Origin of the sequence: Streptomyces sp. S465, assembly GCF_026898115.1 — a bacterium.
GTDB lineage: Bacteria > Actinomycetota > Actinomycetes > Streptomycetales > Streptomycetaceae > Streptomyces > Streptomyces luomodiensis.
Window position 1 is genome coordinate 9,102,991 of the sequence record NZ_CP114036.1, and the last position, 26,700, is coordinate 9,129,690.

The 26,700-nt window shown below is 71.7% G+C and carries 17 protein-coding genes; 13 read left to right on the plus strand and 4 right to left on the minus strand.

Features of this window, described 5'->3' with window-relative positions:
* Window positions 1-26: 26 nt before the first annotated feature.
* The 6 genes from fkbC to N6H00_RS38240 all read left to right on the plus strand — a co-directional run bounded on the left by fkbC (window position 27) and on the right by N6H00_RS38240 (window position 15,199).
* Window positions 27-10,787 carry a tacrolimus type I polyketide synthase FkbC gene (gene fkbC / locus N6H00_RS38215; protein ID WP_443073263.1) on the plus strand — a complete coding sequence of 3,587 codons (10,761 nt, stop codon included), beginning with the start codon at window positions 27-29 and terminating at the stop codon, window positions 10,785-10,787.
* Between the two features lie 62 nt (window positions 10,788-10,849).
* Window positions 10,850-11,887, plus strand: a complete 1,038-nt coding sequence (locus N6H00_RS38220; RefSeq protein ID WP_268976490.1) for an ornithine cyclodeaminase family protein — start codon at window positions 10,850-10,852, stop codon at window positions 11,885-11,887.
* On the plus strand, window positions 11,881-12,756 hold the full coding sequence (locus N6H00_RS38225) for a 3-hydroxyacyl-CoA dehydrogenase family protein (protein ID WP_268976491.1): 876 nt from the start codon (window positions 11,881-11,883) through the stop codon (window positions 12,754-12,756). The genes N6H00_RS38220 and N6H00_RS38225 overlap by 7 nt, the downstream gene beginning before the upstream one ends.
* Window positions 12,753-13,013, plus strand: coding sequence for an acyl carrier protein (locus N6H00_RS38230; RefSeq protein ID WP_268976492.1), 261 nt, complete (start codon window positions 12,753-12,755; stop codon window positions 13,011-13,013). The genes N6H00_RS38225 and N6H00_RS38230 overlap by 4 nt, the downstream gene beginning before the upstream one ends.
* Window positions 13,006-14,106, plus strand: coding sequence for an acyl-CoA dehydrogenase family protein (locus N6H00_RS38235; protein WP_268976493.1), 1,101 nt, complete (start codon window positions 13,006-13,008; stop codon window positions 14,104-14,106). The genes N6H00_RS38230 and N6H00_RS38235 overlap by 8 nt, the downstream gene beginning before the upstream one ends.
* A gap of 10 nt (window positions 14,107-14,116) precedes the next feature.
* Window positions 14,117-15,199, plus strand: coding sequence for an HAD-IIIC family phosphatase (locus N6H00_RS38240; RefSeq protein WP_268976494.1), 1,083 nt, complete (start codon window positions 14,117-14,119; stop codon window positions 15,197-15,199).
* Here N6H00_RS38240 and N6H00_RS38245 read toward each other — a convergent pair.
* The 3 genes from N6H00_RS38245 to N6H00_RS38255 all read right to left on the minus strand — a co-directional run bounded on the left by N6H00_RS38245 (window position 15,177) and on the right by N6H00_RS38255 (window position 18,401).
* Entirely contained in the window at window positions 15,177-15,845 is a 669-nt protein-coding gene (locus tag N6H00_RS38245; RefSeq protein ID WP_268976495.1) for an O-methyltransferase, read from the minus strand. The genes N6H00_RS38240 and N6H00_RS38245 overlap by 23 nt on opposite strands.
* Before the next feature lie 104 nt (window positions 15,846-15,949).
* The gene (locus N6H00_RS38250; protein WP_268976496.1) at window positions 15,950-17,194 is read right to left on the minus strand and encodes an SLC13 family permease; all 1,245 of its coding nucleotides are present in this window, start codon (window positions 17,192-17,194) and stop codon (window positions 15,950-15,952) included.
* On the minus strand, window positions 17,184-18,401 hold the full coding sequence (locus N6H00_RS38255) for a CaiB/BaiF CoA transferase family protein (RefSeq protein ID WP_268976497.1): 1,218 nt from the start codon (window positions 18,399-18,401) through the stop codon (window positions 17,184-17,186). Before N6H00_RS38255 ends, N6H00_RS38250 begins: the two co-directional genes overlap by 11 nt.
* A 112-nt stretch (window positions 18,402-18,513) precedes the next feature.
* Here N6H00_RS38255 and N6H00_RS38260 point away from each other — a divergent pair, with 112 nt between their 5' ends.
* The 4 genes from N6H00_RS38260 to N6H00_RS38275 all read left to right on the plus strand — a co-directional run bounded on the left by N6H00_RS38260 (window position 18,514) and on the right by N6H00_RS38275 (window position 23,660).
* A complete protein-coding gene (locus N6H00_RS38260) occupies window positions 18,514-19,407 on the plus strand; it encodes a LysR family transcriptional regulator (protein WP_268976498.1) in 894 nt (297 codons plus the stop codon).
* 56 nt (window positions 19,408-19,463) lie between these two features.
* Complete coding sequence (locus N6H00_RS38265; RefSeq protein ID WP_268976499.1) at window positions 19,464-20,033, plus strand: MaoC family dehydratase; 570 nt, start codon at window positions 19,464-19,466, stop codon at window positions 20,031-20,033.
* A gap of 390 nt (window positions 20,034-20,423) precedes the next feature.
* Window positions 20,424-22,043: an extracellular catalytic domain type 1 short-chain-length polyhydroxyalkanoate depolymerase gene (locus N6H00_RS38270; RefSeq protein WP_268976500.1), complete on the plus strand. Its 1,620-nt coding sequence runs from the start codon at window positions 20,424-20,426 to the stop codon at window positions 22,041-22,043.
* 183 nt (window positions 22,044-22,226) lie between these two features.
* Complete coding sequence (locus tag N6H00_RS38275) at window positions 22,227-23,660, plus strand: 3-hydroxybutyrate oligomer hydrolase family protein (protein ID WP_268976501.1); 1,434 nt, start codon at window positions 22,227-22,229, stop codon at window positions 23,658-23,660.
* 54 nt (window positions 23,661-23,714) lie between these two features.
* Here the strand turns inward: N6H00_RS38275 and N6H00_RS38280 are convergent, their stop codons facing one another.
* Complete coding sequence (locus N6H00_RS38280; RefSeq protein WP_268977303.1) at window positions 23,715-23,939, minus strand: hypothetical protein; 225 nt, start codon at window positions 23,937-23,939, stop codon at window positions 23,715-23,717.
* 288 nt (window positions 23,940-24,227) lie between these two features.
* Here N6H00_RS38280 and N6H00_RS38285 point away from each other — a divergent pair, with 288 nt between their 5' ends.
* From N6H00_RS38285 to N6H00_RS38295, 3 genes are read left to right on the plus strand one after another with little or no spacing between them, the layout of a single operon-like run.
* Window positions 24,228-24,533: an MSMEG_0570 family nitrogen starvation response protein gene (locus N6H00_RS38285; RefSeq protein ID WP_268976502.1), complete on the plus strand. Its 306-nt coding sequence runs from the start codon at window positions 24,228-24,230 to the stop codon at window positions 24,531-24,533.
* Window positions 24,530-25,846, plus strand: a complete 1,317-nt coding sequence (locus tag N6H00_RS38290; RefSeq protein ID WP_268976503.1) for an MSMEG_0569 family flavin-dependent oxidoreductase — start codon at window positions 24,530-24,532, stop codon at window positions 25,844-25,846. Before N6H00_RS38285 ends, N6H00_RS38290 begins: the two co-directional genes overlap by 4 nt.
* A 10-nt stretch (window positions 25,847-25,856) precedes the next feature.
* Window positions 25,857-26,672: an amidohydrolase family protein gene (locus N6H00_RS38295; RefSeq protein WP_268976504.1), complete on the plus strand. Its 816-nt coding sequence runs from the start codon at window positions 25,857-25,859 to the stop codon at window positions 26,670-26,672.
* Window positions 26,673-26,700: the final 28 nt, after the last annotated feature.

Consider the following 26,700-nt stretch of genomic DNA (forward strand, 5'->3'; position numbering starts at 1 on the left):
TGGCCGAGAACGACCTGATCGAGGCGCTGCGGACGTCGGTCAAGGACAACGCGCAGCTCCGCCGGGAGAACACCGCGCTGCGCGCCGCGGCGAACGAGCCGCTCGCCGTCGTCGGCATGGCCTGCCGGCTGCCGGGCGGCGTCACCTCACCGGAAGAGCTGTGGCAGCTCGTCGCGGACGGCCGCGACGCGATCGGCGACTTCCCCACCGACCGCGGCTGGGACGTGGCCGCGCTGCACGCCGCCGCCGAGTCCGCCACCGGGCGGGCCGGCGCACTCGCGGGCGCCGCCGACTTCGATGCCGCGTTCTTCGGCATCAGCCCGCGCGAGGCCACCGCACTCGACCCGCAGCAGCGGATCCTCCTCGAAATCGCCTGGGAGGCGCTCGAACACGCCGGCATCGTGCCGGACACCCTGCGCGGCAGCGACACCGGCGTCTTCGTCGGCGGCTTCTACTACGGCTACGGCACGGGCGCGGACCTGGGCGGGTTCGGCGCCTACAGCACACAGCCCGCGGTGCTCGCCGGACGGCTGTCGTACTTCTTCGGCATGGAGGGTCCGGCCGTCACGGTCGACACGGCGTGTTCGTCATCGCTGGTCGCGCTGCACCAGGCCGGACAGGCGCTGCGCACCGGGGAGTGCTCGCTGGCGCTGGTCGGCGGTGTCACGGTGATGGCATCACCACAGACCTTCGTGGAGTTCTCCCGACAGGGCGGCGTCGCGCCGGACGGACGGTGCAAGGCGTTCGCCGACGCGGCGGACGGCACCGGTTTCGCCGAGGGGGCCGGCGTCCTCGTCGTCGAAAAGCTCTCCGACGCCGAGCGCAACGGACACACCGTCCTCGCGGTCGTCCGCTCCTCCGCCGTCAACCAGGACGGCGCCTCCAACGGCATCTCCGCCCCCAACGGCCCCTCCCAGCAGCGCGTCATCCGCCAGGCCCTCGACAAGGCGGGGCTCGCCCCCGCCGATGTGGACGTGGTGGAGGCGCACGGGACGGGGACGACGCTGGGCGATCCCATCGAGGCGCACGCGATCCTGGCGACGTACGGGCAGGAGCGTGAGGTTCCGCTGCTGCTGGGTTCGTTGAAGTCGAACATCGGTCATGCGCAGGCGGCGGCGGGTGTCGCCGGTGTCATCAAGATGGTCATGGCGATGCGGTATGGCATCGCGCCGAAGACGCTGCACGTGCACGAGCCGTCGTCGCATGTGGACTGGACCGAGGGCGCGGTGGAACTGCTCACCGACGCGCGGGCGTGGCCCGACGCGGGACGCCCGCGCCGGGCCGGTGTCTCCGCTTTCGGGGTGAGCGGTACGAACGCGCACGTGATCCTTGAGGGTGTTCCCGGGCCGTCGCGTGTGGAGTCGGTTGGTGACGGGTTGGTGCCGTTGCCGGTGTCGGCTCGTGGTGAGGTGAGTCTGCGGGGGCAGGTGGAGCGGCTGGAGGGGTATCTGCGCGGGGGTGGTGTGGATGTGGCCGCGGTCGCGCAGGGGCTGGTGCGTGAGCGTGCTGTCTTCGGTCACCGTGCGGTGCTGCTGGGCGATGCCCGGGTGACGGGCGTGGCGGTGGACCAGCCGCGCACGGTGTTCGTCTTCCCCGGCCAGGGTGCCCAGTGGGTGGGCATGGGTGTGGAGTTGATGGACCGTTCTGCGGTGTTCGCGGCGCGTATGGAGGAGTGTGCGCGGGCGTTGTTGCCGCACACGGGCTGGGATGTGCGGGAGATGTTGTCGCGGCCGGATGTGGCGGAGCGGGTGGAGGTGGTCCAGCCGGCCAGCTGGGCGGTCGCGGTGAGCCTGGCCGCACTGTGGCAGGCGCATGGGGTCGTACCGGATGCGGTGGTCGGACACTCTCAGGGCGAGATCGCGGCGGCGTGTGTGGCCGGGGCCCTCAGCCTTGAGGACGCGGCCCGTGTGGTGGCGTTGCGCAGTCGGGTGATCGCGGCGCGGCTGGCCGGGCGGGGGGCGATGGCTTCGGTGGCGTTGCCGGCCGGTGAGGTGGGTCTGGTCGAGGGTGTGTGGATCGCGGCGCGTAACGGCCCGTCTTCGACGGTGGTGGCGGGGGAGCCGTCGGCGGTGGAGGAGGTGGTGGCGCGGTACGAGGCCGAAGGCGTGCGGGTACGTCGTATCGCGGTCGACTACGCCTCCCACACACCCCACGTGGAAGCCATCGAAGACGAGTTGGCCGAGGTGCTGGAGGGGATTTCCGGTGGGGCCGGGTCGGTGGCCTGGTGGTCCACGGTGGACAGCGCCTGGGTGACGGAGCCGGTGGATGAGGGGTACTGGTACCGGAATCTGCGTCGTCCGGTGGCGCTGGATGCGGCGGTGGCGGAGCTGGACGGGTCGGTGTTCGTGGAGTGCAGTGCCCATCCGGTGCTGCTGCCGGCGATGGAGCAGGCTCACACGGTGGCGTCGTTGCGTACTGGTGACGGCGGTTGGGAGCGGTGGCTGACGGCGTTGGCGCAGGCGTGGACCCTGGGCGCGGGGGTGGACTGGGGCACGGTGGTCGAACCGGTGCCGGGACGGCTGCTGGATCTGCCCACCTACGCGTTCGAGCACAGGCGGTACTGGCTGGAGGCGGCCGGTGCCACGGATCTGTCCGCGGCCGGGCTGACGGGGGCGGCGCATCCGATGCTGGCCGCGGTCACGGCACTGCCCGCCGACGATGGTGGTGGTGTTGTTCTCACCGGCCGGATCTCGTTGCGTACGCATCCCTGGCTGGCTGATCACGCGGTGCGGGGCACGGTCCTGCTGCCGGGCACGGCGTTTGTGGAGCTGGTCATCCGGGCCGGTGACGAGACCGGTTGCGGGGTAGTGGACGAGCTGGTCATCGAGACCCCGCTCGTGGTGCCGGTGACCGGTGCGGTGGATGTGTCGGTGACGGTGGAAGGGGCCGATGAGGCCGGTCGGCGGCCGGTGACCGTCCACGCACGCACCGAAGGCACGGACAGCTGGACCCGGCACGCCAGCGGCACCCTCGGCCGGGCCGGAAGCGTCGTGGCGGTCCCCCCGTCCGCATGGCCGCCGCCGGGCGCGCGACGCGTCGACGTGAGCGCGTTCTACGAGCGGCTTGCCGAGACCGGCTACAGCTACGGCCCAGCGTTCCAAGGACTGCGCACCGCCTGGCGCGACGGCGAAACCCTGTACGCCGAGGTGGAGATCGCCGGGGAACAGGCGGACGACACGTCGCGCTACGGCGTCCACCCGGCGCTGTTCGACGCGGCCCTGCACGTCACCTGCCTGCCGCTGCTCGCGGAACAGGAAGCGGAGGTGCGGCTGCCGTTCTCGTGGAGCGGCGTGCGGTTCCACACGACCGGGGCCACCACGCTGCGCGTCACGATCACCCAGGGCCCGGACGGCGCTGCCGTGCATGCGACGGACCCGGTCGGCCAACCGGTGGTGACCGTCGCCGCGCTGACCGCACGACCGGTGAACGTCGACGGCGACGCCGCCGTCGTCCGGAACTCCCTGTACGGCCTCTCCTGGACCGAGCTGCCCACTCCCGGGCCCGGTCCCGCGGACGCGGTCCACATCGTCTCCGCGCTCCCGGAACCGGGCGCGGGCGTCCTCGACGAGACGTACCGGCTCACCGAGTCCGTGCTCGGCGAGCTGCACCGGGTGATCGCCGAGGACGGCCCTGCGGAGACCACTCTCGTCGTCCGGATCGACGCGGGACCGGTCGGAGGAGCGGTCGCCGGCCTCGTCCGGTCCGCCCAGGCCGAGCACCCGGGCCGGTTCGTGCTGGTGGAGACCGGCACCGACACCCCCATGGAAGCGCTGGCCGCCGCCACGACACTGGCCGAGCCGTACGTCCGCGTCACCGACGGCCGGTACGAAGCGCCCCGGTTCACCCGCACGGCCGCCGCGGAAACGCCCGAACCGCTGCTCGACCCGGACGGCACGGTGGTCATCACCGGCGGCTCGGGCGTGCTGGCAGGTCTCCTCGCCCGGCATCTCGTCGCCGAGCACGGCGCCCGCCACCTCCTGCTGCTGTCGCGCAGCGAACCGCCGGCGGACACTCCCGGTGTCCACATCAGCTGTGACGTCGCCGACCGGGACCAGCTCGCCGCCGCGCTCGCCGCCGTCGGCAGGCCGCTCACGGCGGTCTTCCACACGGCGGCCGTGCTCGACGACGGCGTGACCACGGCACTCACCCCGGAGCGGCTCGCCACCACACTGCGCCCCAAAGCCGACGGCGCCTGGCACCTGCACGAGCTGACCCGGGACGCGGACCTGCGCTCGTTCGTCCTCTACTCGTCCGTCGCGGGCATCATGGGCGGCCGCGGCCAGGGCAACTATTCGGCGGCGAACGGGTTCCTCGACGGACTCGCGACGCTGCGCCATGCCGAAGGATTGCCCGCGCTGTCGCTGGCCTGGGGCCTCTGGGCCGATGACAGCGGACTCACCGGCAGCATGAGCGGCACCAACCGCACCCGTGTCCGCCGCGGCGGTTTCCGCCCCATGTCGGCCGGTGTGGGCATGCGCCTGCTGGAAGCCGCGGCCGGAACCGGCAGCGCGTTCGCCGTGGCGGCCACGATGGACCTCACCGCGCACACATCGCCGCTCCTCGCCGATCTGCGCCGCGCCGTATCGCGCCCGGCGGCGGCCACCGCCGTTCCGCTCGCCGACCGGCTCGGCACCATGACCGGCGCTGAGCGGGACACCGTGCTGCTGGCACTGGTCCGCGACAACGCGGCGGCGGTGCTCGGCCACGCGGACGCCGCGGACGTACCCGCGGACGCGGCCTTCAAGGAACTGGGTATCGACTCGCTGACCGCCGTCGAGCTGCGGAACCGACTTGCCGCGGCGACCGGCGTCCGACTGCCCGCCACGCTTGTCTTCGACTACCCGACGCCGCGGGCCATCGCGTCGCGGTTGGACGAGGCTCTGGTCGGTGGTGCCGCACCGGTCGCTGTTCCCACAGCCGCCGCGACCCGTGACGAACCGCTGGCCATCGTGGGCATGGCCTGCCGACTGCCGGGCGGCGTCACCTCGCCCGACGACCTGTGGCGCATGGTGGACAGTGGCGGCGACGCGGTCACCGGCTTCCCGGCCGACCGTGGCTGGGACCCGTCCGGCCTCACCGGCGGATCGGACACGGACCGTGGCGGCTTCCTCTCCGACGCCGCCGGCTTCGATGCCGCGTTCTTCGGCATCAGCCCCCGTGAGGCACGGGCCATGGACCCCCAGCAGCGGATCCTGCTGGAAACGACGTGGGAGGCGTTCGAGAGCGCGGGCATCGTGCCGGGCACGCTGCGCGGCAGCGACACCGGCGTGTTCATGGGCGCCTTCTCGTACGGGTACGGCGTCGGCGCGGACCTGGACGGGTTCGGCTCGATCGGCATGCAGCCCAGCGTGCTCACCGGCCGGATCTCGTACTTCTACGGGCTCCAGGGACCGGCGTTCACGGTGGACACGGCGTGTTCGTCGTCGCTGGTCGCGCTGCACCAGGCCGGGCACGCCCTGCGCCACGGGGAGTGCTCGCTGGCGCTGGTCGGCGGCGTCACCGTCATGGCGACCCCGACCGGGTTCGTGGAATTCCAGCAGCAGGGCGGACTCTCCCCCGACGGCCGCTGCCGCGCGTTCGCGGACTCCGCCAACGGCACCGGCTGGGCGGAGGGCGCCGGCGTTCTTGTGCTGGAGCGGCTCTCCGACGCCGAGCGCAACGGGCACACCGTCCTCGCGGTCGTCCGCGGCTCGGCGGTGAACCAGGACGGTGCCTCCAACGGGCTGTCCGCACCCAACGGCCCGTCCCAGCAGCGTGTCATCCAGCAGGCGTTGGTGAACGCCGGACTGCGCGCCGCCGATGTGGACGTGGTGGAGGCGCACGGGACGGGGACGACGCTGGGCGATCCCATCGAGGCGCAGGCCATTCTGGCGACGTATGGGCAGGAGCGTGAGGTTCCGCTGCTGCTGGGTTCGTTGAAGTCGAACATCGGTCATGCGCAGGCGGCGGCGGGTGTCGCCGGTGTCATCAAGATGGTCATGGCGATGCGGTATGGCATCGCGCCGAAGACGCTGCACGTGGACGAGCCGTCGTCGCATGTGGACTGGACCGAGGGCGCGGTGGAACTGCTCACCGAGGCGAGGCCGTGGCCCGAGTCGGATCGGGCACCGCATGCGGGTGTGTCGTCGTTCGGGGTGAGCGGTACGAACGCGCACGTGATCCTTGAGGGTGTTCCCGGGCCGTCGCGTGTGGAGTCGGTTGGTGACGGGTTGGTGCCGTTGCCGGTGTCGGCTCGTGGTGAGGTGAGTCTGCGGGGGCAGGTGGAGCGGCTGGAGGGGTATCTGCGCGGGGGTGGTGTGGATGTGGCCGCGGTCGCGCAGGGGCTGGTGCGTGAGCGTGCTGTCTTCGGTCACCGTGCGGTGCTGCTGGGCGATGCCCGGGTGACGGGCGTGGCGGTGGACCAGCCGCGCACGGTGTTCGTCTTCCCCGGCCAGGGCGCCCAGTGGGTGGGCATGGGTGTGGAGTTGATGGACCGTTCTGCGGTGTTCGCGGCGCGTATGGAGGAGTGTGCGCGGGCGTTGTTGCCGCATACGGGCTGGGATGTGCGGGAGATGCTGTCGCGGCCGGATGTGGCGGAGCGGGTGGAGGTGGTCCAGCCGGCCAGCTGGGCGGTCGCGGTGAGCCTGGCCGCGTTGTGGCAGGCGCATGGGGTCGTACCGGATGCGGTGGTCGGACACTCCCAGGGCGAGATCGCGGCGGCGTGCGTGGCCGGGGCCCTCAGCCTTGAGGACGCGGCCCGTGTGGTGGCGTTGCGCAGTCGGGTGATCGCCGGGCGGCTGGCCGGGCGGGGGGCGATGGCTTCGGTGGCGTTGCCGGCCGGTGAGGTGGGTCTGGTCGAGGGTGTGTGGATCGCGGCGCGTAACGGCCCGGCCTCGACCGTCGTGGCCGGCGAACCGTCCGCGGTAGAGGAGGTGGTGGCGCGGTACGAGGCCGAAGGCGTGCGAGTACGTCGTATCGCCGTCGACTACGCCTCCCACACACCCCACGTGGAAGCCATCGAAGACGAACTCGCTGAGGTACTGAAGGGAGTGGCAGGGAAGGCCCCGTCGGTGGCGTGGTGGTCCACCGTGGACAGCGCCTGGGTGACGGAGCCGGTGGATGAGGGCTACTGGTACCGGAATCTGCGTCGTCCGGTGGCGCTGGATGCGGCGGTGGCGGAGCTGGACGGGTCGGTGTTCGTGGAGTGCAGTGCCCATCCGGTGCTGCTGCCGGCGATGGAACAGGCTCACACGGTGGCGTCGTTGCGGACCGGTGACGGCGGCTGGGAGCGGTGGCTGACGGCATTGGCGCAGGCGTGGACCCTGGGCGCGGCGGTGGACTGGGGCACGGTGGTCGAACCGGTGCCGGGACGGCTGCTGGATCTGCCCACCTACGCGTTCGAGCACAGGCGCTACTGGCTGGAAGCGGCCGGTGCCACCGACCTGTCCGCGGCCGGGCTGACGGGTGCGGCGCATCCGATGCTGGCCGCTGTCACGGCACTGCCCGCCGACGATGGTGGTGGTGTTGTTCTCACCGGCCGGATCTCGTTGCGTACGCATTCCTGGCTGGCTGATCACGCGGTGCGGGGCACGGTTCTGCTGCCGGGTACGGCGTTTGTGGAGCTGGTCATCCGGGCCGGTGACGAGACCGGTTGCGGAGTGGTGGACGAGCTGGTCATCGAGACCCCGCTCGTGGTGCCGGTGACCGGTGCGGTGGATGTGTCGGTGACGGTGGAAGGGGCCGATGAGGCCGGACGGCGGCCGGTGACCGTCCACGCACGCACCGAAGGCACCGACAGCTGGACCCGGCACGCCAGCGGCACCCTGACCCCCGACACTCCCGACGCTTCCGACGCTTCTGGTGTTGTCGGTGCGGAGTCGTTCTCGCAGTGGCCTCCGGCCACGGCCGTGGCCGTCGACGTCTCGGGGTTCTATGACGAACTGCGGGATGCCGGTTATGAGTACGGGTCGGCGTTCCAGGGGTTGCGGGCTGCCTGGCGTGATGGTGACACCGTGTATGCCGAGGTGGCGCTGGCCGAGGAGCAGGCCGCCGAGGCGGACGGTTTCGGTGTGCATCCGGCACTGCTCGACGCGGCCCTGCACGCCGTCGCCCTCACCACGCCGGACGACAGCGCTGCGGGTCTGCCGTTCGCCTGGAAGGGGGCCCGGTTCGTCGCTACGGGCTCGGCCATGCTCCGAGCCGTGATCACTCGTGACGGCGACGAGCTGAGCCTGCGCGTCGCCGACTCCGCCGGCCAACTCGTCGCCGAGATCCGGACGGTCCGCACCCGCCCGCTGTCCCCACCCGCCGGCACCGGCCTGATGCGTCTCACCTGGATCGAGGTCGCCGCACCCACGGATGTCCCCACGGCCGACGTGGACGTCATCACGTTGCATACCGCTGACGGCGACGACCCGGTGGCCGAGACGCGTGCGCTCACCACCCGGCTGCTGACCGCCCTGACCGGCTCCGACGGGGATCTGCTCGTGCACACCACCGCGGGCCTCGCCACCGGCGCGGCGGCCGGACTGCTGCGCGCCGCCCAGGCCGAGCAGCCCGGCCGGTTCGTCCACGTCGAGACCGAGTCCGGCGTCACGCTCGCTCCCGAGCAGCAGCGCATCGCCGTCGCGCTCGGCGAGCCGCGTCTGCGGCTGCGCCGCGGCCGGTTCGAGGCGGCCCGCCTCACCCGCGTGCCGGAGCCGCTCATCGTGCCGGACAGCGACACGTGGCTGATCCGGCCGGCGCGGACGGGCACCCTCGACGGCCTCACCGCGGCCGACTCGGCGGAGCCCCGGCGCCCCCTCGCCCCGACCGAGGTCCGGATCGGTGTACGTGCGGCGGGCCTCAACTTCCGCGATGTGCTGATCGCGCTCGGCACCTACCCCGGTCAGGGCGTGCTCGGCGGCGAGGCCGCGGGCATCGTCCTGGAGACCGGCGCCGATGTCTCCGGTCTGGCACCGGGCGACCGCGTCTTCGGCCTCGTCGGCACCGGCTTCGGCCCCACGGTCATCGCCGACCACCGGATGCTCGGCCGGATGCCGGACGACTGGACGTTCCCGCAGGCGGCGTCCGTGATGACCGCGTTCGCGACCGCGTGGTACGGCCTGGTCGACCTGGCCGGGCTGCGCCCCGGCGAGAAGGTCCTGATCCACGCGGCCACCGGCGGTGTCGGTTCCGCCGCCCGGCAGATCGCGCGGCATCTGGGCGCGGAGGTGTACGCGACCACCAGCGCCGCGAAGCGCCATCTGGTGGACCTGGACGGAGCGCATCTGGCCGATTCCCGCAGCACCGCGTTCGCCGACGCGTTCCCGCCGGTCGATGTCGTGCTCAACTCGCTCACCGGTGAACTCCTCGACGCGTCCGTCGGCCTGCTCGCGCCGGGTGGCCGGTTCGTCGAGATGGGCAAGACCGACATCCGGCACGCCGTCCAGCAGCCGTTCGACCTGATGGACGCCGGCCCCGACCGGATGCAGCGGATCATCGTCGAGCTGCTCGGCCTGTTCGCGCGCGACGTGCTGCACCCGCTGCCGGTCCACGCCTGGGACGTGCGGCAGGCACGGGAGGCGTTCGGCTGGATGAGCAGCGGGCGTCACACCGGCAAGCTGGTGCTCACGATCCCGCGACCGCTGGATCCCGAGGGGGCCGTCGTCATCACCGGCGGCTCCGGCACCCTCGCCGGCATCCTCGCCCGCCACCTCAACCACCCCCACACCTACCTGCTCTCCCGCACCCCACCCCCCGACACCACCCCCGGCACCCACCTCCCCTGCGACGTCGGCGACCCCCACCAACTCGCCACCACCCTCACCCGCATCCCCCAACCCCTCACCGCCGTCTTCCACACCGCCGGAACCCTCGACGACGCCCTGCTCGACAACCTCACCCCCGACCGCATCGACACCGTCCTCAAACCCAAGGCCGACGCCGCCTGGCACCTGCACCGGCTCACCCGCGACACCGACCTCGCCGCATTCGTCGTCTACTCGTCGGCGGCCGGTGTGCTGGGCACCCCCGGTCAGGGCAACTACGCGGCGGCGAACGCCTTCCTCGACGCGCTCGCCGAACACCGCCGTACACAAGGGCTGCCAGGGCTGTCGATCGCGTGGGGGCTGTGGGACCAGGCGAGTGGCCTGACCGCGGACCTGACCGACGCCGACCGGCGCCGCATGCGCAAGGGTGGGGCGAGCGCGCTCACCGCCGAACAGGGCATGCGCATGTACGACGCCGCCGTCCACACCGGAACGGGCAGTGTCGTCGCCGTGGCGGGCGACCTGCCGCCGGACCTCCCGCTGCTGCGTGGCCGGCCCAAGCCGTCGGCCCGCCGGAGCGCCCGCAACGAGCAGGCACGCCCCACCGACCTGCTCGCCCTCGTCCGGCAGAAGGCAGCGGCCGTCCTGGGCCACGCCGACCCGGAGGACATCCCGGAGGACGCGGCGTTCCGGGAACTCGGTGTGGACTCGCTCATCGCGGTGCAGCTGCGCAACGGCCTCAACGAGGCGACCGGTCTGCGACTGTCCGCCACGCTCGTCTTCGACTACCCGTCGCCGCGCGCACTCGCCGACCGCATCGGTGAACTGCTGTCCCCGGACGACCCGGTGACCGTGGTGCTCGCGCAGCTCGACCGGCTGGAAGCACTCGTCGCCGGTGTCGACCCGGGCGACCGCCAGGCGGACGCCATCGGAACCCGGCTGGACGCCCTGCTCAACCGCTGGCGGCGGGAGACCCGCCCGACCACGCCGGCCGGCGTGCTGTCCGCGGACGCGACCGCGGACGAGATTTTCGACCTCATCGACAGGGAGCTGCGATGAGAACGGAAGCCGCCCCGAGCGGCACCACCAAGACAGCTCCGGCCACGAAAGGGAGGTGACACATGCAGACCAGGGTCCTGCGCCAACGTGACATCAAGCGGATTCTCTCCGTGATCGGCCGCGACGTGATGATGGACCGGCTGATCAGCGAGCTGCACGACGGGTTCGCCGCGCTCGGCCGCGGCGAGTTCGCCGAGGCGCCGCCGCGTACCGGATTCGTCCGCGGCGGCGACATTCCCGGCGTCATCGAGTTCATGCCGTACCGGGTCCCCGGTGTCGGCGTGACCATGAAGACGGTTTCGTACAGTCCGCACAACTATCCGCGCTTCCGGCTGCCGACGATCGTCGGCACGATGTCGCGCCTCGACGACGACAGCGGCAGTCTGACCGCCCTCGCCGACGCAGGCGTGATCACCGCGATGCGGACCGGCGCGGTCGCGGCCGTCGCGAGCCGGCTGCTGGCCCGGTCCGACAGCGCCACGCTCACGCTGATCGGCGCGGGCGCACAGGCGGTGACCCAGGCGCACGCGCTCAGCAGGGTCCTGCCCATCGAGCGGATCCTGGTCAGCGACACCGACCCCGGCCACGCGGCGTCGTTCGCGGACCGCGTCGCGTTCCTCGGACTGCCGGTCAAGGTGACCGATCCGGCGGAGGCCGCCGCCGCCGCGGACGTCCTGAGCACCGTCACCTCGGTGCCCTCGGGCAAAGGGCCGGTGCTGCCCGCCGAGCCGCGGCTGCCGCACCTGCATGTGAACGCCATCGGCGCCGACGAGCCGGGCAAGACCGAACTGCCGAAGGCCCTGCTCGACGACGCGTTCATCTGCGTCGACCATCCGGGGCAGGCCCGCGCCGAGGGCGAGTACCAGCAACTGCCGGACCGCGAACTCGGCCCGTCGCTCGCGGCCCTGTGCGCGGCACCGGACAGCGCGGCGGACCACCGGGACAGTCTGAGCGTCCTCGACTCGACGGGCAGTGCGTTCGCCGACCACATCGCGTTCGACGTGCTGCTCGGCTTCGCCGACGAACTCGGCCTCGGCCGCAAGGACGCGATCGGGTCGACCCCGGAAGACGTCCTCGACCCGTACTCGCTGCCATGGTGACCCCGGAGGGAGGAAACAGCGTGGACCACCAGCTGATCGTGCTCGGCGCGGGAGTGATGGGCACCGGCATCACCACGCTCGCGCTGCGCCACGGCGTCCCCGTGACACTCGTCGACACGTCCGAGGAGATCCTTACGGCGGCGCGGGCGCGGATCGCCACCGAACTGCGGACGGCACAACTCGTGGCCGGGCCCGCCGAGGCCGACCCCGGTGTGCTGCGGACGGCCACCTCCGCGCTGCCCGCGATCGGTACGGCCACCGCGGTGATCGAGGCCGTCGTCGAGGACGCCGAGGTCAAGGCGGAGGTACTCGCCACGGTCTCGGCAGCGGCGCCCGGTATCCCGGTCATCACGAACACGTCGTCGATCCCGGTTGACGAACTGGCCGACTCCGTGGCCCGGCCCGAGGACCTGCTCGGCACGCACTTCATGAACCCGTCGTACCTGATCCCGACGGTCGAGGTGATCCGCGGACCCCGGACCGGTGAGAAGGCCATGGCCGCCGCCGGGGACCTGCTCGCGGCGCTGCGGCGCAAACCGATCGTCGTCCGGGACGCGCCCGGCTTCGTCACGAGCCGGCTGCTCCACCCGATGATCAACGACGCGGCGCGGATCGTGCAGGAGGGCACCGCGTCCGTCGAGGACGTCGACGCGCTCATGACGGGGTGCCTCGGCCATCCGACCGGGCCGCTGCGCACCGCGGACCTGATCGGCATCGACAACCTCGTCGACGCGCTGTGGGTGCTGCACAAACGCACCGGCGACGAGCGCAGCCGCCCCTGTGACCTGCTGCTGGGCAAGGTCCGCGAGGGACACCACGGCCGGAAGACCGGCCGGGGCTTCTACGAATACGAGAAGGTGTTCTCATGACCGTACCCGTCAAGGACGACCCCGTCGCGCACGCGTTGGTCGCGTTCCTCAAGACGAAGACCAGGTCGGACTGGCCCGTGGACCGCGACCTGTTCGCGGAGGGCGGCCTCACGTCGCTGTTCGCGATGGAACTGGTCGTGTACCTGGAGAAGACGTTCGACGTCACGATCGCCGGCCCGGACCTCCAGCTCGCGAACTTCCGTACCGTCGAGTCCATGGTCGCACTCGTCCACCGGCTGCGGGCCGTCGATGCCTGAGCGCGACGCGCTGCTGACCGACCTTGTCGGTGACCGGGCCGCCGAGTGGGACACGTCCGGCGAACTGCCGCGCGACCTGCTCGTCCGGCTCGGCGCCGACGGCCTGCTCTGCGCCGAAGTGGCGGCCGAGCACGGCGGTCTGGGACTCGGCAGCCGGGAGAACGGCGAGTTCACCGCACACGTCGGCAGCCTCTGCAGCTCGCTGCGCAGTGTCATGACGTCGCAGGGCATGGCCGCGTGGACCGTGCAGCGGCTCGGCGACGCCGGTCAGCGGGCGACCTTCCTGAAGGAGCTGACCGGCGGGAAACTCGCGGCCGTCGGCTTCAGCGAGCGGCAGGCGGGCAGCGATCTGTCGGCGATGCGGACGCGGGTTCGGCTCGACGGGGACACCGCTGTCGTCGACGGCCACAAGGTCTGGACGACTGCCGCCGCCTACGCGGACCACCTGGTCGTCTTCGGCCTCCAGGAGGATGGTTCCGGCGCGGTGGTGGTCGTGCCCGCCGACACCCCCGGCGTACGTGTCGAGCGCGTCCCGAAGCCGTCCGGCTGCCGCGCCGCCGGCCACGCCGATCTGCACCTGGACCAGGTGCGTGTGCCGGCCGGCGCGGTCCTGGCCGGCTCCGGCGCGTCACTGCCGATGCTGGTCGCGGCGTCACTCGCCTACGGGCGCAAGTCGGTCGCCTGGGGCTGCGTCGGGATCCTGCGGGCCTGCCGCACCGCCGCGGTGGCCCACGCCCGGACCCGGGAGCAGTTCGGCCGGCCGCTCGGCGACCACCAACTCGTCGCCGGGCATGTCGCCGACCTGTGGACCGCGGAGCAGATCGCGGCCCGCGTGTGCGAGTACGCCAGCGACCACTGGGACGAGGGCTCGCCCGAGATGGTGCCCGCGACAATCCTGGCCAAGCACGTCGCCGCCGAACGAGCCGCCGCCGGGGCCGCGACCGCCGCACAGGTGCTCGCGTCGGCGGGCGCGAGAGAGGGGCACGTCGTCGAACGGGCATACCGCGACGCCAAGCTCATGGAGATCATCGAGGGCAGCAGCGAGATGTGCCGGGTGATGCTGGCCCAGCACGCGCTGGCGCTCCCGGCTTGAGAGGAAAGCCATGACCATTGTCAAGTGTCTGGTCTGGGACCTGGACAACACCTTGTGGCGGGGCACCGTGCTGGAGGACGACGAGGTGGTCCTCACCGACGAGATCCGCGAGGTGATCACCACGCTCGACGACCGCGGCATCCTCCAGGCGGTGGCGAGCAAGAACGACCACGACCTCGCGTGGGAGCGTCTGGAACGCCTCGGCGTGGCGGAGTACTTCGTGCTTCCCCGCATCGGATGGGGGCCGAAGTCGCAGTCCGTCCGCGAGATCGCCACGGAACTGAACTTCGCACCGAACACGATCGCGTTCATCGACGACCAGCCCGCCGAGCGTGCCGAGGTGGCGTTCCACCTGCCTGAGGTGCGGTGCTACCCGGCCGAGCAGGCGGCCACGCTCCTGTCGCTGCCGGAGTTCAGCCCGCCGGTGTCCACGGTCGACTCGCGTCGGCGCCGCCTGATGTACCAGGCGGGTTTCGCGCGCGACCGGGCCCGGGAGGCGTACTCCGGTCCCGACGAGGACTTCCTGCGCTCGCTCGACCTCTCCATGACGATCGCATCCGCGGGGGAGGAGGAACTCAGCCGCGTCGAGGAACTGACGCTGCGGACCAGCCAGATGAACGCGACCGGCGTGCACTACTCCGACGCCGACCTGCGCGCATTGCTCACCGATCCCGCCCATGAGGTCCTCGTCGTCACCATGGGCGACCGCTTCGGCCCGCACGGCGCCGTCGGCATCATCCTGCTGGAGAAGAAGCCGTCGACGTGGCACCTGAAACTGCTCGCCACGTCCTGCCGGGTCGTGTCCTTCGGTGCCGGTGCGACGATCCTGAACTGGCTCACGGACCAGGGCGCCCGCGCGGGGGCGCACCTGGTGGCGGACTTCCGGCGTACGGACCGCAACCGCATGATGGAGATCGCCTACCGGTTCGCGGGCTTCGCGGACTCCGACTGCCCCTGCGTGTCCGAGGTGGCGGGCGCTTCCGCCGCCGGCGTCGAACGCCTGCATCTGGAGCCCTCCCCGAGGCCCGCGCCGACGACGCTGACGCTGACCGCCGCCGACATCGCCCCGGTCACCGTTTCCGCAGCAGGGTGACGCCGTCGGCCGTCGTCAGCATCGCCAGGTCCACCCGGTCGTCGTCGTGCAGTGCCGCGTTGAGTTCGCGTACCGCGACCGTGTCCGGGTCCTGCACCGCTTCGTCGGCCACCCGGCCGAAGAACAGCGTGTTGTCGACGACGATCAGCCCGCCGCGGCGTACCAGCGGCAGCGACGCCTCGTAGTAGGCCGGGTAGCCGGCCTTGTCGGCGTCGATGAACACCATGTCGAACGACTCCGGCCCCGCGCCCGCCTCGTCGAGCAGCCCGGTGAGGACGGTCCGGGCGTCGCCGATCCGGACGTCGATCCGGTCGGCCACCCCGGCCTCCTCCCAGTACCGCTCGCCCACCTCGGGCCACTTCGGCATGACATCGCACGTCACCACACGGCCGCCGGGCGCCAACCCGCGGGCCAGACAGAGCGTGCTGTAGCCGGTGTACGTCCCGATCTCCAGCACCTGACGCGCGCCGGTCAACCGCACCAGGAACTCGAGGAACTGTCCCTCCTCGGCCTGCACCGGCAGTACGCCACCGCCCGGCAGCTCGGCCGTCTGCGCGCGCAGCCGGCTCAGCACCTCGTCATCGCGCAGGGACACCTTCCGTACGTAAGCGAGCAGCGTGTCGGACAGGGTTATCTGATTAGCCATGCCACACATGCTAGGTGTACTGCCCGCCCGGCACATGGACTTGACGGCACGTCAGCGACACGGCACGGGAAACGGACTCCAGGGTGTCCCTCCCTCCGCTGCGCTCACGCCACCACGAAGGCCGCCCAGGCGGCCGCGGGAGCCAGTGCGCACACCCCGGCACCCCACCACACCAACCCCTGGTACACGCCGGGCCGCAGCCGCTCGGGAGCGTTGGCCACCACCAGAGCACCATTGGTGGAGAAGGGACTCGCGTCCACCACGGTCGCCGCGGCCGCCAGGGCCATCACCATGCCGGTCGTCCCGATGGCACCGGACTTCAGGAACGGCTCGGACAGCGGCATCAGGGCACCGAGGATCCCGGTGGTCGAGGCGAAGGCCGAGACGACACCGCCCACGTAGCAGATCACCAGAGCGGCCAGCAGCGGGGTGCCGATCGCCGCGATCATCTTCCCCAGGGAGTCCACGATGCCCAGCTCCTGGAGCAGGGCGACGTAGGTCACGATCCCGCACACCAGCAGCACCACGGGCCAGGCGATCTCCTTGGTGGCCTGCTGGGAGGTGCGGGGGAAGAGCAGCGCCAGCAACGCCGCCAAGGTGAGCGCCAGGAACCCGGTGTCCAGGGAGAGGACCGTGGTTCCCAGTACCAGCGCGGCCATCGCGGTCAGCGTCATCACGTGTTCCGCGCCGGGGCGGGAAGCCGGGTCCCCTTCCGTGGGATCGGTGTCCTCGTCCAGGTCCTGCGGCTCGAGGCGTCCGCGCCCGAGGACGAGCCATGACACCGCGGCGACCGCCAGGTTGAAGGCGAAGGTGCCGGCGAAGAGCAGCCCGCCACTGACGGGCAGATGGTTCTTCTCCAGCGCCGAGTGGACGATGCCGCCCAGGATCCCGGAGGGGGCGAAACTGCCCGCCGCGGCCCCGTTCACCGCCATCAGTCCGGCGTACAGCGGATCGATGCGGTGCCTGACGGCGAACGCGACGCCGATCGGCGCCACGATCGCCACCGCCGCGGGCGAGGCCGCGCCGGTCGCGCAGAGCAGTGCCGCCAGGCCGAAGAGCACCCAGGGGACGGCTCCCACCCGGGCACCCACCGCCCGCACCGCGACACGTACCAGCCAGTCCACCGTGCCGTTGACGCGGGCGATCCCGAAGAGGAACGTGACGGCGACCAGCACCAGGAACATGCTCGCGGGGAAGCCCGCCAGCACCTCGTCCGGCGTTCGGTCGAGTGCGACCACGCCGAGCAGAAAGGTGGCGACCAGCGCGAGCAGGCCCATGTTCAGCCCCCGTACGCCGGCGAGCAGGAACACGGCGGCCAGGACCAGGACTCCGGTGAGTTCATTCGGCATGGCCGGCCTCTTCGCGGTCGGCGCTGTGGGGCGTGGCCAGCCACGCCAGGACGGACTCGGTATGCTCGCCCAGCTCCGGGACCCGGCCCAGCCGCCGCGGGTGCTCGCCGTGGAAGGTGACCGGGGGGATCAGGCCCTCCAGCGCACCGACCGGGCTGTCGAACGGAGCCCAGCGTCGACGGTCACGCAGCTGGGGGTGTTCGCTGAACTCCCGCACGGTGCGCTGGCGTGCGTAGGCGATCGACGCCTCCTCCAGCCGCGCCACCAGTTCCTCGCCGGTGAGCGTGCCCGTCACCTCGCTCACCAGGGCGTCGAGTTCGGTGCGGTGCGCCACCCGGTCGGCGTTGCCGGAAAAGCGCGGGTCGTCGCACAGACCGGGGCGCCGTAGCACGACACCGCAGAAGGAAGCCCACTCCCGCTCGTTCTGGAGCCCGAGGTTGATCGTCTGCCCGTCGCGCGTGGTGAACGGGCCGTAGGGGGCGATCGTCGCGTGGCTGGCGCCGGCGCGGGCCGGAGCGGTGCCGCCGTAGCGCGTGTAGTACTCGGCGTATCCCATCCATTCACCGAGGGCTTCGAGCATCGAGACCTCCAACTGCGAGCCCCGGCCGGTGCGGGCCCGCTTCAGCAGGGCCGTGAGGATGCCGGAGTACGCGTACATCCCCGCACAGATGTCCGCGATGGACAGGCCCACCTTGGACGGGGTCTCGGGGGTGCCGGTGATGGAGACCAGCCCCGCTTCGCACTGGACCAGGAGGTCGTACGCCTTGCGGTCGCGGTAGCAGCCGGTACTGCCGTAGCCGGATATGTCGCAGGTGATCAGCCTCGGGTGGCTCCGCGCGAGGACCTGGTGGCCGATGCCCAGGCGGCCCGCGGCGCCGGGGGCCAGATTCTGCACCAGGACGTCGGCCCGGTCCACCAAGGCGTGCAGTCGCCGGTTGCCCTCCGGCGAGCGCACATCGAGCTGGACGCTCTCCTTCCCCCGGTTCAGCCAGACGAAGTGGCTGGACATGCCACGCACCGTGCGGTCGTAGCCGCGGGCGAGGTCGCCGCTGCCGGGGCGTTCGATCTTGATGACACGGGCGCCCAGGTCCGCCAGGTGGCGGGTGGCGAACGGAGCGGCGACGGCCTGCTCCAAAGAAACCACGAGCAGACCGGACAGGGGCCCGGCGGGGCGTTCCTGTTCAGGGCGAGGATGCGGCTCGGACATGGGGTCCCTCCCATGGGGTCCTGGTTGGTGAGGACTCACTGTGGGCCGCCGCCCGGCCGTTGTGAAATGACGAAACCTCGCCAGGACCATGCCCGGTACGTATAGTCCCTGCATGGAGATACGGGAGTTGCAGTGGTTCACGGCCTTGGCCGAGCACGAGCATGTGACGATCACGGCGGAACGGCTCAACATCTCCCAGCCGACCCTGTCCAGGGCCATCCGGCGGCTGGAGCGACGAGTGGGCGTGCCGCTGTTCGACCGGCACCAGAACCGGCTCCGGCTCAACAAGTACGGCGAGGTCTTCCGCGCCCACGCCCTGCGCGCGATCAGTGAGGTCTCCGGCGCCGAGCAGCGCATCACCGCCCTGATCGACCCCGACACCGGCACCGTGGCGCTGGGTTTCCTGCACTCCTACGGCACCTGGCTCGTGCCCGACCTCCTCGCCGGATATCGCCGGCTGGCTCCCGGCACCACCTTCGAACTGCGCGGCGACGCCGCCGACGCCGTGGTCGACGACGTCCGCAACAGCCGGCTGGACCTGGGGCTGACCAGCCCACGACCCGCCGGGGACGATGTGGAGTGGACACCGCTGCGGGACGAGGCACTGTGCCTGCTCGTCCCACCCGGACACCGGCTGGCCAGACGCCGCCGGGTGCGGACCGCGGAGCTGGCCGATGAGGCGTTCGTGGCACTGGAGCCGGTCTTCGGACTGCGCCAGATAACCGACCGGCTGTGCGCCGCGGCCGGATTCATGCCGCGGGTCGTCCTGGAGAGCACCGAGCTGAGCACGCTGCGAGCCCTGGTGGCCGCCGGCCTCGGTGTGGCCGTCGCCCCCCTCACCGGCAGCCCGTCCGGCCCCGGTGACCACGCCGTCGCCGTGCCACTCGACGACCCGCAGGCGCGGCGCACGGTCGGCGTGGTCACACTCGCCGGAGGACCACGCGCGCCAGTGGTGGCGAGGTTCTACGACTACGTACGGTCCAGGGCTCATGCGCCGCACGTATGAGCCCGGTGAAGGTTCGGCATTTCACAGCGGACCGGGGACTTCCCAGAATGAGCGCCATGACGACTGAGAACCCGGACCAGGACGCCACCCGCACCGCTGTGGTCGAGGGCTGGCAGGGCCGCTACTTCGAGGACTTCACCACCGGCGACGTGTACCGCCACCCCCTGGGGCGCACGGTCCTGGAGACCGACAACTCCTGGCTCACGCTCCTGACGCAGAACACCGCGCCGCTGCACTTCGACCGCCACTACTCGGCGGGCACCACCTGGGGCAAGCCGCTGGTGGACTCCACCTTCACCCTCGCCCTGGTCACCGGGCAGAGCGTCACCGACATCTCCCAGCATGTGATGGCCAACCTCGGCTGGGACCGGGTCAGGCTGCCGAACCCGGTCTTCGAGGGCGACACCATCTACTCGCAGTCCGAGGTCCTGAACACCCGGGAGTCCGCCAGCCGACCTGACGTAGGCATCATCAGCGTGCGCACCATCGGCTACAACCAGGACGGTGTCATCGTCATCACCTTCGAGCGGACACTGATGGTCTACCGCCGCGGACACGGGCCCCGGTTCGCCGCGGTGGAACCGGTCTGGGACGAGCGGTCCCGCAGGGCCGCGGGACTGCACTGACCGGTCCGGCCCTCCCGCCGGCCACGGTCTGCGTACTGCACTTGGGCGCGGCCTGCCCCACGCGGCTGGCGTCCTCGGCCGCCATACCGCCCAGCCCGCCGACGCCCGGTCCGCCGACGCCCGGTCCCTCCAGGGCAGGCAAGGCCGACCGGCCGAGTCGGACACCATGACGCCCTACCCGTGTCGGGTGGGGCGTTCGTCGCGTCCGGGTATCAGATTCCGCAAGGCGACACAATCCGTCCGGGCGCACATCGCGCGGTGCGGGGTGTGGTGCTCCGGGCCATACCGTTGCGGGTTGAGCCACCCCTACGGTGCCGGGCACCGGGGCGCTCCCACTGATCGACGTCAGGGAGCCCTCCGTGTCCCCCCCACGACATCGAGGGAGCCGCCATGCAGCCGCCGCCGTTCCGGGGAATCCTCACCCCGCTGTTCCCCCTCTCCTCCTCGCCGCCGGTCGGGTCGTTGTCGCGTCCGGGACGGCGGGGGGTGCTCACCCGTCTCGTGGCCGTCGTGGCCCTCGTACTCGGAGCGGCCCTGCTCGGCCCTGCGCCGACGGCCCACGCCGCGGCGGGCCTGACCAAGCCCGGTCTGACCAAGCCCGGTCTGACCAAGCCCGGTCTGACCAAGCCCGGTCTGACCAAGCCCGGTCTGACCAAGGCGGACCTGACCAAGGTCGCGGACTTCGGCACGAACCCGGGCCGGCTGAACATGTACGTCTACCGGCCCGCGTCCCTGCCCGCGGAGCCGGCGGTGGTGTTCGCCCTGCACGGTTGCACCCAGGACGCCCAGGGCTACGCCGACAACTCCGGCCTGCTCTCATTCGCGGACCGCTATGGCTTCCTGCTCGTGTTCGCCGAGACCACGTCGTCGAACAACGCGAACAGGTGCTTCAACTGGTTCCAGAGCAGCGACAACCGCAGGGGCCAGGGCGAAGCCGCGTCGATCCGGCAGATGGCCGCTCACACCGTCTCCGCCTACGGCGCGGACCCCCAGCGCACCTACATCACCGGGCTGTCCGCCGGCGGTGCCATGACGTCGGTGATGCTCGCCACCTATCCGGACGTCTTCCAGGCCGGCGCGGTCGTCGCCGGCCTGCCCTTCGGCTGTGCCACCGACGTCAGCAGCGCGTACCTGTGCATGAACCCCGGGACCGACCTGACCGCGGACCAGTGGGCGCGGCGGGTCCGTGACGGCTACCCCTCGTGGTCGGGCCCGTGGCCGCGCGTGGCCATCTGGCACGGCGACAAGGACACCACCGTCGCGCCGCGCAACGCCGACGAGTTGCGCGACCAGTGGACCGCTGTGCACGGCGTGTCCCAGACGCCGGACCGTACCTCGGTGATCGGCCCGAACTCCACCCGGCACGAGGAGTACCTGGCCGCGGACGGATCGGTGGCCGTGGAGGTGAACCGGGTGCCGGGCATCGGGCACGGCACCCCGGTCGATCCCGGCACCGGAGCGCAGCAGTGCGGCAGCACCGGCGCCGCCTACTTCCTGGACTCGATCTGTTCCAGCTACTGGATCACGCAGTTCTTCGGCCTGAGCGGATCCGCCTCCGACCCCGGTTCGCTGCCCGCTCCGTCCGGCCTGGCCGCCACCGGCGCCACCGACACCACCATCAGCCTGACCTGGAAACCCGTCGACGGCGCCACCGACTACGCCGTCCACCGCGACGGTGCCCAGATCACCACGTCCGCCACGACGTCGTACACGGACACCGGCCTGAGGGCGGGCACATCGCACACCTACGCGGTCGCCGCCCGGGACGCGGACGGCAAGGCCGGACCGCTCTCGGGCGCGGTCACCGCGCAGACGACCGGTGCCACGGCCGTCTGCTGGACCGCCGGCAACTACGCTCACGTCCAGGCGGGCCGCGCCACGACGAGCGCCGGTTACACCTACGCCAAGGGCTCCGGCCAGAACATGGGCCTGTACAACACCTTCGTCACGACCACCTTGAAAGAGTCGCCGACCGGCTACTTCACCGTCGCGAACGACACCTGTCCCTGACCCGGGGACCCGGAACCGGTGGCGGCCGCGGGCACCGCGCCGGAGCGCCCGCGGTCCCGCGCCCGTCATGGCGGCGGCCCACCTCTGAGGGGCCTCAGTCATGGCGGGCGCACCCATGTTCGTCTCCACCGTGCGCGACCTAGCCTCCAGTCCGTCATCCATCCGCACGTCTGGAGGCTCTCCATGGTTCTGCCCCTCGGTGTCGGACGGGCCCCGAGAAGACGCACCGGCCTCGGCGCTCTCACCCTGGCCGCAGTCGCCGTCCTGCTCCCCTCACCGGCCACGGCCCGGCCTGCTCCCGATGCCCCGGACGGTCACTGCGCCCGTCTGTCCCAGCTGCGTGTCCCGGCGGCGGCACGTCAGCAGGCCGACTGCCTGGACGAGCTGACCACGGCGGGAACGGCGGCCACCGGCCACACCGACCCGGCGGACTGGGCAGGGCTGACGCCCAAGAACCTGGCCACTCCCACCGGAGTGCCCGGGATCCAGATCGACGGCTACTTCCCCGACACCTCCACCACCAACACCAACCACGGGTGGAACCACGACGCCCAGTTCGTCATCCGGCTGCCCGACCGCTGGAACGGTGGCCTGGTCGTGGCCGGCACCCCCGGTAACCGCGAGCAGTACGCCAACGACCGGGCCATCGCCGACTGGGTGCTCGCCCGCGGTTACGCCTACGCCGCCACCGACAAGGGCAACACCGGCCCCGCGTTCTACCGTGATGGCTCCCGGCCGGGCGACGCCGTCGCCGAGTGGAACACCCGCCTCACCCAGCTGACCCGGGCCGCCCGCGCGTCGGTCGCCCAGCGCTACCACCGGCCGCTAGAGGAGCGCACCCTGGTCACCGGGATGTCCAACGGCGGCTACCTCGTGCGCTGGCAGCTGGAGAACCATCCCGAGCTGTACGACGGAGGAGTCGACTGGGAAGGCACCCTGTGGCGCGCGGAGGGACCCAACCTCTTCACCTTCCTGCCGGCCGCCCTGCGCGACTACCCCACCTACGCGGCAGGCGGCCCCGCAGCCGGCCAGGCGCGCGAGGCGCTGCTCCGCGCCGGGTTCCCGGCCGGCTCCGAGTTCTTGTGGCCGTACCACCACGAGGTCTACTGGGATCTGACGCAGCGCGTCTACCGCGAGGAGTTCGACCCCGGCTTCGATGGGGAGAAGGAAGCCGGCACACCGTATTGCGCCCCGGGGACGGTCCCGGGCTGCGATGCCGACTACGACTACGCCACCCGCTCCTCCGGCGTCCACGCGGCCGTGGAACGCATCGCGTTGACCGGTCGTATCGGCAAGCCGCTGATCACCATCCAGGGCAATCTCGACGTGCTGCTGCCCGCCGGCCGGGGCTCCGACGTGTACGCGCGTATGGTCCGGCAAGCGGGCCTTGGCGGCCGGTACCGCTACTACCGCATCGAGGACGGCACGCACACCGACGCCCTCGTCGACACCTTCCCCGACCGACTCCGGCCCTTGCTGCCGTGTCACCGCTCAGCCTTCACCGCCCTGGAGAGCTGGCTCACCACCGGCCACCGCCCGCCCGCGAACCACACGGTCGTCCGGCCCGCAGGTGCCGACCAGGCGTCCCTGCTCGCCGAGTGCCGTCTCGACGGATGACCGCCCGGCGGCCGTGAGCACGAGCCACGGCCGCCGTACGCCCTCCCCGTACCGTCACCCGGCCGATGCCGGGCGGTGTCCCCGACGCCACACCGCGCGGGTGTTCAGCGTCGAGGAGAGCCGCGAGGTCGGGTCACCGTCCACGAGCACCAGGTCCGCCGAGGCGCCGGGCTCGATCCGCCCGCCACGCGTGGGCGGGATCCCAGGCCGGCTGGGCTGGGCCCTCAGCCACTCCAGCGGATCGTCCGTCAGCGCATCGACAGCCTCCTCATCGCTCACGACCGGCCCCGACAACCGTGTCACGCCGGGCATCCCGCCGGCGGGGGAGAGACGACGGTGCCCGGGCGCGCCACTCTCGTCGCGTACTCCGCCCTGGTGCGGACCGTACACGCCCCTTTCGGTTTGCCTATGAGGCAACTCAGCGTATGCTGGCGGTCGCCCAATGTGAGGACCTTGTAACCGCCCTTTATTCCGGATGACTTGGTTCCGCAATCGCCGCTGACTGAAGTGGTCCGTACAAGCAGCGGCGAGGTGTTCACCACCTCGGCGCCTCGCCTGGAGGACTTCATGCCTGAGATCTATTTCCGCGTCCGCTGGCCAGACGGCGAGACCCAGCGCTGTTACTCCCCCTCCACGGTGGTCGAGGACTACTTCACCGCGGGGAGTGCCTACGACCTCGCGGACTTCGTGGACCGCAGCCGCACCGCCCTCGGTATCGCCGGTGAGCGGGTGAGGGAGAAGTTCGGCTTCCACTGCACCGGCGCCTCCGACCAGCTCGCGCGGATCGAGCGCACCGCCTCCGCCTACGCCTCCTTCCCGGGAGCCGAGGTCACCGTCGAGGCGCTGGTCAACGCGGACGGGAGCGTGCGGTGAGCGCGGCGGTACGGCTGGCCGGAGCCCACTTCCCGGTGGCGGTGGTCGGCGGCGGACAGGCGGGTCTGTCGATGAGCTACTGCCTGCGCCGGCGCGGTGTCGAGCACGTCGTGATCGAGGCGCATCGGGTGGCACACGAGTGGCGCGAGCGTCGCTGGGACACCTTCTGCCTGGTCACCCCCAACTGGCAGTGCAAGCTGCCCGGTTTCCCCTATCGGGGTGACCACCCCGACGGCTTCATGGTCCGCGACGAGATCGTGCGGTACCTGGAGGACTACGTGGCCTTCTTCCGGCCGCCGCTGGTGGAGGGGGTGGCCGTCACCAGGCTGCGCCGGGCCGCGAGCGGTGTGTTCGAACTGAGCACCTCCCAGGGGGACTTCACCACAGACCAGGTGGTGGTCGCCACCGGCCCGTACCACACCCCGTCCGTGCCCCGCATGGCCGAGCGGCTGCCCGAGGGCATCGCGCAGATCCACTCCTCCCGCTACCGCCACCCGGCCCAGCTCCCCGACGGGGCCGTGCTGGTGGTCGGCACCGGCCAGTCCGGCTGCCAGATCGCCGAGGACCTGCACCTGGCCGGCCGGCAGGTCCACCTGGCCGTGGGCAGCGCACCGCGGGTCGCCCGGTTCTACCGGGGCCGCGACTGTGTGGCCTGGCTGGACGACATGGGCCACTACGCCAGGAGCATCGACGAGTTCGGCGACGCCGACGCGGTCCGGATGCGCGTCAACCACTACGTCACCGGCCGCGACGGCGGCCGTGACATCGACCTGCGGGCCTTCGCCCGCGACGGTATGCGGCTGTACGGGCGGCTCACCCGAATCCGAGGTACCGCCCTGGAGTTCGCCGGCGACCTGAAGGCGAACCTGGACCACGCGGACGCGGTGGCCGAGGGCATCAAGGACGCCATCGACGCCTACATCGCCGGGCAGGACATCCCGGCTCCGCGGGAGACCCGGTACGTACCGGTGTGGGAGCCCGCCGAGCAGCCGGGCCACCTGGACCTGGAAGCGGCCGGCATCACCTCCGTGGTCTGGTCGACCGGTTTCCGCCGCGATCACCGGTGGGTCGAGATACCCGTCTTCGACGGGCGCGGCTACCCGATGCACCGGCGCGGCGCCACCAGCACACCCGGCCTGTACTTCCTGGGACTGCCCTGGCAGTACTCATGGGGCTCGGGACGGTTCGAGGCGGTGGGCCGGGACGCCGAGTTCCTGGCGGACCACATCGACGCCTCCCGTCGTACGGCCGACGTCTGCGGCGCCCTCACCGGCGCGCCGGCCGAACTCGCCGCCGCGCTCCCCATCGGCTGAAAGCACCGACATGGTCTTCGACGCACACCGCCACATCGGCGTCCTGCCCGCCTACCCCTTCTACGGCGGCCCGCCCGTCAATCCCGACACCACCGCCCGTGCCACGGTCGGGCAACTGATCGCCGACCTGGACGCGGAAGGCACCGAACGCGCCCTTGTCCTTCCCAACTACGGGGTCCCGGACCCCGCCGTCGCGTTCTCCTTCAACGAACTGGCCGTCGAGGCCGCACAGCGCGACGACCGCATCAGGGCCGGGCTGTGGGTATCGCCCCGGCCCGAGGACCAGGACCGGACCCTCCAGGCCCTGAAGCTGGCCGGTGAGGAGGGCGTGCGCGCCCTGAAACTGAGCTTCCTGCTGGGTGGCCGCCCCACCGACCCGGCCTGTCGGCCCCTGCTCGACCGCATTTTCGCCGAAGCCGCCCGGTACGGACTGGTGGTCCATGTGCACACCTCGCCGGGCGCCGCCTCCGACATCGACGAGGTCGGCCACCTCGTCGACTGGTACGCCGGCCAGGTGCCCGTCCACCTCGTCCACTTCGGTGGTGGGATGAGCGGCCACATCAAGCTCGCCGGCTCCCGGTTCTTCGACTGGATCGCGGCCGGCAAGCGCGTCTACACCGACCTCTCCTGGGCCATCGGCTTCGCGCCCCGCTGGCTCGCCCAGGAGATCGAGCGCCGCGGCATCGGCCACGACCGGGTGCTCTTCGCCAGCGACCAGCCGTGGGGCGACTTCGCGGGCGAGTACGCCCGCCTCGCCGCGGCGACCGGCGGCGGCGCCCTCGGCGAGCTCGTCTTCCGGGACACGTTCGCCGCGCTCTACGACTGACCGACCCGACCACCGCACCGCACAGGGA

Bases quoted from the DNA above. Each gene is read 5' to 3' on its own strand.
- N6H00_RS38235 (WP_268976493.1), top strand. From the start codon at position 13,006: ATGCCTGAGCGCGACGCGCTGCTGACCGACCTTGTCGGTGACCGGGCC.
- N6H00_RS38270 (WP_268976500.1), top strand. From the start codon at position 20,424: ATGCAGCCGCCGCCGTTCCGGGGAATCCTCACCCCGCTGTTCCCCCTC.
- N6H00_RS38230 (WP_268976492.1), top strand. From the start codon at position 12,753: ATGACCGTACCCGTCAAGGACGACCCCGTCGCGCACGCGTTGGTCGCG.
- N6H00_RS38265 (WP_268976499.1), top strand. From the start codon at position 19,464: ATGACGACTGAGAACCCGGACCAGGACGCCACCCGCACCGCTGTGGTC.
- N6H00_RS38285 (WP_268976502.1), top strand. From the start codon at position 24,228: ATGCCTGAGATCTATTTCCGCGTCCGCTGGCCAGACGGCGAGACCCAG.
- N6H00_RS38225 (WP_268976491.1), top strand. From the start codon at position 11,881: ATGGTGACCCCGGAGGGAGGAAACAGCGTGGACCACCAGCTGATCGTG.
- N6H00_RS38250 (WP_268976496.1), bottom strand. From the start codon at position 17,194: ATGCCGAATGAACTCACCGGAGTCCTGGTCCTGGCCGCCGTGTTCCTG.
- N6H00_RS38275 (WP_268976501.1), top strand. From the start codon at position 22,227: ATGGTTCTGCCCCTCGGTGTCGGACGGGCCCCGAGAAGACGCACCGGC.
- N6H00_RS38245 (WP_268976495.1), bottom strand. From the start codon at position 15,845: ATGGCTAATCAGATAACCCTGTCCGACACGCTGCTCGCTTACGTACGG.
- N6H00_RS38220 (WP_268976490.1), top strand. From the start codon at position 10,850: ATGCAGACCAGGGTCCTGCGCCAACGTGACATCAAGCGGATTCTCTCC.
- N6H00_RS38240 (WP_268976494.1), top strand. From the start codon at position 14,117: ATGACCATTGTCAAGTGTCTGGTCTGGGACCTGGACAACACCTTGTGG.
- N6H00_RS38260 (WP_268976498.1), top strand. From the start codon at position 18,514: ATGGAGATACGGGAGTTGCAGTGGTTCACGGCCTTGGCCGAGCACGAG.
- N6H00_RS38255 (WP_268976497.1), bottom strand. From the start codon at position 18,401: ATGTCCGAGCCGCATCCTCGCCCTGAACAGGAACGCCCCGCCGGGCCC.
- N6H00_RS38295 (WP_268976504.1), top strand. From the start codon at position 25,857: ATGGTCTTCGACGCACACCGCCACATCGGCGTCCTGCCCGCCTACCCC.